Consider the following 6,584-nt stretch of genomic DNA (forward strand, 5'->3'; position numbering starts at 1 on the left):
GCTATTTTAAACCATGGCTACAAATTAAACAATCTAAAAAGGAGCGATGCTTCCTCCCCTCCCTAAAGGAAGGGGTATCCGCATCGATATTTTGATGAAAAAGCCCATAAGTCATGATTCTGAATCTTTGACTCATAACTCTTAAGCGGTGGATAAGCTCCTTTATAATCCTTCAAACCTATTTCATCGATCAATTTCAAAATTAAATCCCATATTTCATCTGTTGGACCTACTTCTAGACTCATGAGCTCGCCCACTACTTTTCCTGGATTAGCAAATGCTACACATCTGTTTTTTAGGGCCTCTTTTGCTTCTTTTAGCCGTTTATCGATTTCTCTAAAAGTCGGACGCTTCACTACTCTTCCTATATCATATTGTGGTATCAAATGATACCACAAACAGTGTTTTTTAGTCAAGAAAAACCATAGGCATTTCCTAATTAACATCTTAAAAAACATTCTAAGAGAGATCAAAGGGAGGAGTACGCAGCTTTAAATTATGCAGTAGCTGCTGCATAATTTTTAGCGATTTTTCTTCCGCGCTAGCTTTTCCTTCTTGAGAATCCCTTCGAAGAAGCGGGTCTCCTTAGCGATCACCCCCGTGAGAGCAAATAGAGCAATCAGGTTGGGGAAAGCCATTAGACCATTCAACATATTGGCTAGGTTCCAGACCAGCTTCATACTTAAAAAGGCGCCCGGGAAGACAAGAAGTGTAAAGAGGACCCGGTAGACCTTGATGGTTCGAATGCCACAGAGGTATTCGATACACTTTTCTCCGTAGTAGGCCCACCCTAGAATCGTTGAGTAGGCGAAAGGAATCAGGGCGATAGTGACGATGAGCCCTCCATAGGGAAGGATGCTGTCAAAGGCGCGCAGCGCCATTGCCGAACCATCAAGCATCTGTCCATCGGGACCAAGCTCTCCAAGGACGCCTGAGACGGCAATGACAAGACCGGTGATGGTGCAGACAATTCCGGTAGTGATGAAGACACTACACATCGAGACGAGAGCTTGCCGTCCTGGGGTGTCGGTTTGGGCAGCGGCGGCAGCAATTGATGAACTTCCAAGGCCTGCTTCACTGGAAAAGACGCCGCGGGAAATTCCAAACTGGATCGCCATCATGACGGTCGCTCCGATAAAGCCTCCGGTGGCTGCTTGCCCACTAAAGGCGGAGCGGAAGATGAGGACAAAGGCAGCAGGAACCGCTTCGATCTTGAGGAAAATAATGAGGAGCCCCCCGATGATGTAGAAGACAGCCATGGCGGGAACAAGAAGACCAACAATCTTCCCGATACTTTTAATTCCTCCGATGAGGGCAAAACCGACGAGTCCCATCAGGATGATCCCTGTCCAAAGGGGGCCGACTCCAAAAAGATCTTGGACAGCGAGGGAAACCGAGTTCGACTGGACGAGATTCCCAATCCCAAAAGAGGCTCCGATACCTAGGATTGCAAAAATCGCAGCGAGCCACTTCCACCCCATTCCCCGCTCAATATAGTACATGGGGCCCCCACACATCTCTCCATTTTCATCGGTGGTCCGATACTTGATAGCTAAGATCGCCTCTCCATACTTGGTGGCCATCCCGACAAGAGCTGCGACCCACATCCAGAAAAGGGCGCCAAGCCCCCCAATAGCAATAGCCGTTGCAACACCGGTAATGCTTCCGATTCCAATGGTCGCTGCTAAGGCGGTCATGAGAGCCTGGAAGTGGCTGATGTCCCCTTGAGCATTATCATCATGGCGGGTGAAGGCGAGCTTGTGGGCATAAACAAGGTAGCGGAACTGCAGGGCGCGCGTCCGAATGGTGAGGTAAACCCCAATCGCAATGAGAAGGATAATAAGAGGGGGTCCCCAAACCAAATTGTTGAGGAGATCAATGATCTGTTCAAATCGGTCCATGATTAGATAAAGTGGTTCCTTTTTAAAAAGTGGTGGGCCACATCATAGACGGTTTTTCCTTTCTTTTCCACTAAATAGTTGAGGCTTTGCATTTCTTTTTGGGAAATGGCCCCTTTGAGTTTTCTTAAGGTGGCGACTAGCGCCGGATGTTTGTCGAGAACATCTTCCCTTGTTAAGGGGACCGCTTCATAGGAAGGGAGGAGGTTTTGGTCATCGTCTAAAATTTTTAATCCCTTGCAAAATCCATCGGTCGTATACCCATTGATCACATCGGTCCCTCCCCTTTTAAGCGCGACATAAAGAAGGGTATGATCCATCAGCTTGAGCCCTTCGAAAGGGATGTGGTACCCTTTTCTTAAAATGTCTGCCTCTTCTCTTCCGTAGAATTCTTGGTCAAAAGAGATCTGAAGAGACACTGCTGCTAAGTCGGAGAGGGTTTCAATCCCCCATTTAGCAGCCACTTCAGGGTCCATCATGAGACCATATCTATTTTGGAAACCGAGCGGATCGAGCCAGACCATGTTGTACTTTTCTAAAAAGGTCTCTTTGAGCTCCTCAAAGGTGGCTCTCTTTTTTAAAATCGTTGCGGCAGCTGTCCCTGTATATTCGACATAGAGGTCGATCTCTTTTGTCTCTAGGGCGTGAAAGAGGATCTGGGTGCCATCAAGGCCATATTTCCGCACCACCTTCATCCCAAGGTCATGCTCAAGAAGCTGGGCGATGATCTCTGCTAAAATATGCCCCTCGGTACTTTTCCCTGCAATAGCAATACCACTTTTCTCTTTGAGTCCCATACAAACAGCCCCCACCGCAAAAGCGCCCAATAGGGAAAAGGTCAAAAGTAAAAAGATCAGTCGCCGTAAAATTCTATTCATAATATTGGTTATTATGTTAGTGTGGACTATGCAATATTTTCAATCGCAAACTCCCCTCTCCACACCTGAAGAGGTTCTTGCCAAACTTCCCCTTTCCGATGAAGAGAGGAAAACGGTGAGCACTTTCCGTTTAACGGCCGAGCATATTATGCGAGGAGAGGATGACCGTCTCATTATTTTTGCAGGTCCTTGCTCCATCCACTGCCCTGAAATTGCCCTCGAATATGCCCACCGTTTCAAAGCCCTTTCCGACAAGGTCAGCGAGCGAATTTTTATGGTGATGCGGGTCTTTTTAGAAAAGCCGCGGACCCAGTTTGGATGGAAAGGGTTTCTCTACGACCCCCTCCTCGATGGAAGCTACGATATTGAAAAGGGACTCTACGCCTCCCGCAAACTTCTTCTCGAACTTGCCGCTTTAAAAGTGCCGGTTGCCACCGAGTTTCTCGATCCACTCCTTTCTCCCTATACCCAAGATCTCATCACCTGGGGAGTGATCGGCGCCCGCACCTCCACCTCTCAAATCCACCGGCAGATGGCCTCTCACCTCTCGATGCCTATCGGCTTTAAAAATGAAACCGATGGGAGTCTCGATAATGCGATCTGCGGAGCACTTGCTGCGCGCCATCCCCAAGCTTCCCTCGGCATCAATGGAGAGGGAAAGGTCTGCTCAATGAAAACATCGGGCAATCCCTACACTCACCTGATCCTCCGTGGTGGGGAAGTGGCTTCTAACTATGATGAGATTGCGGTCTCTGGAGCGATCCAAAAGCAGCGCCTCTATGGGCTAAGCTCTCGCCTCCTCATCGACTGTGCCCATGGAAACTCCCAGAAAGATCCCCAAAAACAACAGCTCGCTTTTTGCTCTACTTTGGAGCAGATCGCCGAGGGAAACCATCTGATTATGGGGGCGATGCTAGAAAGTCACCTGCAGGGAAGGAATGCCCTTTCGATGACCGACCCTTGTCTCGACTGGGAAACCACTGAGAAGCTTGTTCTTTGGGCAGCTGGACACCCACTATCCACTAGTCAATCACAATTAGGTCAGCCCACAGCTGCTGCTTCCACTCTTTAAGCACCTCCCCATCAGGAGTCTGAATGGTCGCCTTATAGGTTAAAAACCCCTTGGTCTCTTGAAACTTTTCTCCTAGGAGGGAAAAGGTCACCACCCCCCGCTTTCTCGTCACTGGATAGCAGACTGTCTCCTGGGAGTGGTCTTTATAGAGGATGTCGAGGACTAGGGTAAGATCGCTAGAAAAACCTCTTCGGGGGAGGCGCCATTCGAGAAGGAGTTCCTGCCCTCTTGGAGGATCGGCCTGCAACGGATCGGGGCTCCCCACAAAGGTGCTTGCAAGGCTCTCCCGGTTAATAATCTCCCGCTTGATCGAGACATAATATTTTTCACAGCCACATAGAAGAAGTAGCAAAATGAAGCATTGACAAATGCGCATGAAACCTCTTAGAATTCTCCCTATGACTATGACCGATCGAGCAGAAAGTGTCAATGGAATCGTCTTTTCAAAAGACCGAAAAGAGGTCCTCCTGATCAAGCGGCGGGATGTCCCCGTTTGGGTCCTACCTGGTGGCGGCATCGACCCTGGAGAGTCGCCCGAAGAGGCTGTGGTGCGGGAAATGGAAGAGGAAACGGGCTGCTCGGCAAAAATCATTCGAAAAGTCGCTGAATATACCCCCATCTGCCGCCTGGCCCGCTTTACCCATTTTTTTGAGTGTAAAATGATGGGATCACCTAAAGCAACCGATGAGACCCAAGGGGCTGCTTTCTTCCCTCTAGACGCTTTGCCAGAAATGCCGCCACCTTATGCGGAGTGGATCGCTGATGCAGCAGGAAACTCCTCGGATATGGTGAGAAAAAAAATCAAAAGTGTCACCTATGGAAACCTTTTTAAACACCTAATACGCCACCCTATTTTAGTCTTTCGATTTCTCCTATCAAGGGTAGGGCTTCATTGGAACAGTTGATTGCATATCCAAAAAATTAAAAAAATTAATCAGTTCGGCCAGTTTTTCGGGGAGGAGTTCTCAGCAGCAAGACCTCCTTATCCAACCTCCCTTTTGGTACTGGATTTCCATTGGCATCCAATCACCTGATCGAAGATCAGGTCGAACTTAGCCCTCTTTATTCCGCCCAATAGGCTCAAGATCCCTATAAACCTTACGAGCAAACGTCCTAATCTCATTCCAAAGGGGGTCTTGACAGATTTCACTATCTGTTTTTTTTACTATCTTTCCTCCTTCCGTCTTTGTATCCTGATAATTTATGAGCATTTCATACAATTTCTCAAGATCTAAACGTTGCTGATCTGAAAGCACTGACCATTTCATCACGTACTCGCATGGAGAAACAAAACTCTCAAATATTTCGATAAACGTATTAAAGCCTTCATAATCGCCATCTGTCCAAGCTCTTTTTTGCTTATCAATGTTCGAGATTCCCTCAAGGTTTTCTAGAAAAATATCTCGGTAATAATTTAGCGCATTTTTATCCATTATAGTAATTATCCTTCAACCTTAGATGAAATTTTTTCAAAGTCATATTCATCGTAATCTATGTGTGCTTCTAAGCTCCTTTCAGCGACAACATTGCCCTCTCCGCCCAATAGGCTCAAGATCCCTATAAACCTTACGAGCAAACGTCCTAATCTCATTCCAAAGGGGGTCTTGACAGATTTCACTATCTGTTTTGTCAATCATTTTCCCACCCTCTTCTTTTTTATCCTGATAGCTCATTAGCATATCATATAACTTTTTGAGATCTTCCCGCTGCTGATCTGAAAGCACTGGCCACTTCATCACGTACTCGCATGGGGAAGCAAAACTCTCAAATATTTCAGTAAATGTGTTAAAATCTTTATAATCACCACCCATCCATGCTTTTTGCTGTCTATTGGAATTCGATATATCCTCTAGGCTTTCTAGAAAAATATGTCGATAATAATTCAATGTGTCCTTATCCATTGCAGTGCTTATTTTTCAACCTTAGATGAAATTTTTTCAAAGTCATACTCATCGTAATCTATGTGTGCTTCTAAGCTCCTTTCATGGACAACATTGCCATTTTTATCGTAAAAGCTGTTCTCAACCCTATGTTTTACATAAGGCCTTTGGTGCCCCTCAAACGAGCTATTAGGGTTAGCCGGCATCACTCTTATTTCTTGTTTTGCATAAGGTGTCCCGTCTTTTTTTATAATCTCAGAGGTATACTTAACCCCTCCATCTTTTCTACATCTATGCACTTTCCAATCTTTAGGAATACCCGTAGGCCTTCCTGGTGGGTTGTATCCTTTTAACGTTAATTCTTCCCTTATTTGTCTTTCTAAATATAGTTGGCTGTTTGCATTTGATGGGGGAAATGGAGTTTCTCTCAACGCACCTCTTGCAACGGCTGCTCCTCCAATAATCCCTGCTGTTCTTGCTGCCGCTGCCACTCTTCCAGAGGCGCCAACAATGCCTCCAGCAGGGATAGGAACCTCTCCTCTAATGATGTCGGGCTGTTTTGCTAAGGCCTCGGGGTTGAACTGTGAGGCAAAATCTGTTCCCAGTATTCCATCGATCTTTTCATGGCAATTGTAAGTGCCTTCCTCTGGAGCTCCTATTAGTTTTCCTGTTTCTTCTATTGCATCATGAGCGATCCAAGAAACCGTATTTTTTGTCCTATCAACAGCCTCTTTCCAAAAGGCTCCTTCTTCTGTAGGGGGGATATTCATTGCTTCATTGGGAAGCTCATCGGTCAGGGTTTCTTTAACTGCAAAAATATGCTTTTTAACGGTTTCTTCAACAGGTGGATTCTTAG

9 protein-coding genes are annotated in these 6,584 nt (G+C 46.4%); 2 read left to right on the top strand and 7 right to left on the bottom strand.

Annotated elements, in window-relative coordinates; translation table 11 throughout:
* Positions 1 to 62: 62 nt before the first annotated feature.
* The 3 genes from NEPTK9_RS08745 to NEPTK9_RS08755 all read right to left on the bottom strand — a co-directional run bounded on the left by NEPTK9_RS08745 (position 63) and on the right by NEPTK9_RS08755 (position 2,776).
* Positions 63 to 356: a hypothetical protein gene (locus NEPTK9_RS08745; RefSeq protein ID WP_228547106.1), complete on the bottom strand. Its 294-nt coding sequence runs from the start codon at positions 354 to 356 to the stop codon at positions 63 to 65.
* Positions 357 to 521: 165 nt separating this feature from the next.
* Positions 522 to 1,901, bottom strand: a complete 1,380-nt coding sequence (locus NEPTK9_RS08750) for an alanine/glycine:cation symporter family protein (protein WP_194848453.1) — start codon at positions 1,899 to 1,901, stop codon at positions 522 to 524.
* A 2-nt stretch (positions 1,902 to 1,903) separates the two neighbouring features.
* Complete coding sequence (locus NEPTK9_RS08755; RefSeq protein WP_194848454.1) at positions 1,904 to 2,776, bottom strand: ABC transporter substrate-binding protein; 873 nt, start codon at positions 2,774 to 2,776, stop codon at positions 1,904 to 1,906.
* 13 nt (positions 2,777 to 2,789) lie between these two features.
* On the opposite strand from NEPTK9_RS08755, the gene NEPTK9_RS08760 reads away from it, so the two are divergent.
* A complete protein-coding gene (locus NEPTK9_RS08760) occupies positions 2,790 to 3,848 on the top strand; it encodes a 3-deoxy-7-phosphoheptulonate synthase (RefSeq protein ID WP_194848455.1) in 1,059 nt (352 codons plus the stop codon).
* Here NEPTK9_RS08760 and NEPTK9_RS08765 read toward each other — a convergent pair.
* Positions 3,799 to 4,224 carry a hypothetical protein gene (locus NEPTK9_RS08765; RefSeq protein ID WP_194848456.1) on the bottom strand — a complete coding sequence of 142 codons (426 nt, stop codon included), beginning with the start codon at positions 4,222 to 4,224 and terminating at the stop codon, positions 3,799 to 3,801. The two genes, NEPTK9_RS08760 and NEPTK9_RS08765, sit on opposite strands and share 50 nt — an antisense overlap.
* Between NEPTK9_RS08765 and NEPTK9_RS08770 the strand changes: the two genes are divergently transcribed.
* Positions 4,223 to 4,753 carry an NUDIX hydrolase gene (locus tag NEPTK9_RS08770; RefSeq protein WP_228547107.1) on the top strand — a complete coding sequence of 177 codons (531 nt, stop codon included), beginning with the start codon at positions 4,223 to 4,225 and terminating at the stop codon, positions 4,751 to 4,753. The two genes, NEPTK9_RS08765 and NEPTK9_RS08770, sit on opposite strands and share 2 nt — an antisense overlap.
* Positions 4,754 to 4,900: 147 nt before the next feature.
* Here the strand turns inward: NEPTK9_RS08770 and NEPTK9_RS08775 are convergent, their stop codons facing one another.
* The 3 genes from NEPTK9_RS08775 to NEPTK9_RS08785 form a co-directional block, all read right to left on the bottom strand.
* The gene (locus NEPTK9_RS08775; protein WP_194848457.1) at positions 4,901 to 5,281 is read right to left on the bottom strand and encodes a hypothetical protein; all 381 of its coding nucleotides are present in this window, start codon (positions 5,279 to 5,281) and stop codon (positions 4,901 to 4,903) included.
* An 81-nt stretch (positions 5,282 to 5,362) separates the two neighbouring features.
* Positions 5,363 to 5,749, bottom strand: coding sequence for a hypothetical protein (locus NEPTK9_RS08780; RefSeq protein ID WP_194848458.1), 387 nt, complete (start codon positions 5,747 to 5,749; stop codon positions 5,363 to 5,365).
* 8 nt (positions 5,750 to 5,757) lie between these two features.
* Positions 5,758 to 6,498 (bottom strand): hypothetical protein, encoded by a 741-nt coding sequence (locus tag NEPTK9_RS08785; RefSeq protein WP_194848459.1) that lies wholly within the window; start codon positions 6,496 to 6,498, stop codon positions 5,758 to 5,760.
* Between the last annotated feature and the right edge of the window lie 86 nt (positions 6,499 to 6,584).

The organism is Candidatus Neptunochlamydia vexilliferae, from assembly GCF_015356785.1.
Classification (GTDB): Bacteria; Chlamydiota; Chlamydiia; order Chlamydiales; family Simkaniaceae; genus Neptunichlamydia; species Neptunichlamydia vexilliferae.